Source organism: Thermosipho atlanticus DSM 15807 (assembly GCF_900129985.1).
Classification (GTDB): domain Bacteria; phylum Thermotogota; class Thermotogae; order Thermotogales; family Fervidobacteriaceae; genus Thermosipho_A; species Thermosipho_A atlanticus.
Map to the genome: position 1 here is coordinate 1 of NZ_FQXN01000011.1, position 1313 is coordinate 1313.

1 protein-coding gene is annotated in these 1313 nt (G+C 27.9%); it reads left to right on the forward strand.

Annotated features, from left to right (window positions below):
• Positions 1-262 precede the first annotated feature (262 nt).
• Positions 263-1096, forward strand: coding sequence for a DegV family protein (locus tag BUB65_RS08255; protein ID WP_073074075.1), 834 nt, complete (start codon positions 263-265; stop codon positions 1094-1096).
• Positions 1097-1313: the final 217 nt, after the last annotated feature.

The following is a 1313-nucleotide window of genomic DNA, read 5'->3' on the forward strand; positions in this document are numbered from 1 at the left end:
CCCTTCTCTCTTTCTCCTCTATCCTTATCCAGGTCTTCCTTCATCACGCGATATTTAATTTACCACGTTTAAGCACCTTAGTCAAGTTACGAGAAAGTTAACTTTTATGCTCGAGTTTTTACATTTTTTCTATTTTTCTTTTTTGGATATATTTCTATTTTATAAGATACCTTACTTTATTATTTTATCACGAAAAAAATTTTTTGCAACTTTTTGATAAAGAATTGGTATAATTTATATATAAAAAAAGAGAGGTGAAAAAATGATTAAAATTATCACTGATAGTGCTTCAGATCTTCCTAAACAAATTATCGAAAATTATAGCATTGAAATAATTCCCTTTACAGTAGAAATAAATGGAAAGACTTTTAAAGATGGGATTGATATTTCTGCTGAAGAATTTAATAAAATAATGATTACCACCCAACAATTACCAAGAACCGCACACCCTTCACCAGAAATATTCAAAGAAACTTTTCTAAAATATACAAGTTTAGGGTACAATATCTTATGCTTAACAATATCCTCAAAATTAAGCGGAAGTTATCAAGCAGCAATTATTGCCAAAAACATGCTCAACTCAAATAAAGAAATAATAATTTTTGATACATTAGCTGCTTCTTTAGGAGAAGGTTTACAAGTAATTAAAGCAGCTGAATTAATTAAAGACGGTTATAATCTTCCCAAAATTGTAAATATTTTAAAAAAATACAGAGATGAATTGAATATTTTAATCCTTTTAGACACCTTAGAAAATATTGTAAAAGGTGGTCGACTTAGCAGAATTAAAGGAACCGTAGCAAAAATTTTAAACTTTAAAATAATTTTACGCAATATGGATGGAACAGTTGAAATGCTTGAAAAAATAAGAGGTACAAAACGATTGTTTAATAGGGTACTAGAAATAATAGAATCTAACTCTCTTAACCTTTCAAACAAAATCGTAGGTATAACCCATGTAGCAAATATAGAAACAGCAGAAAAATTTAAAAAGATAATTCAAGAAAAATTTAAACCAAAAAATATATTTATAAACCATATGGGAGCTACTCTAGCAACATATGCTGGAAACAGAGGAATAATAATTTCATTCTAATCATAATAATTTTAATCAGATATAAATTCACAATTTTTCAAAAAAGAAAATCCTTAAATTCACTAAAAAATTAATTTATAAGTAAAAAATAAACAATACATAAAAAGAGTTACTTTATAAAAAAACAAAAAAAGCTCTCCGGAGAAGGAGAGCTTTTTTCAAAAGTATTCACATAACGATCCCGGGCACTACCTACTCTCGCAAGGGGCGGACCCCT

What these genes read in the sequence shown, in the direction of transcription:
- BUB65_RS08255 (WP_073074075.1), top strand. Translation starts at nt 263, where the DNA reads ATGATTAAAATTATCACTGATAGTGCTTCAGATCTTCCTAAACAAATT.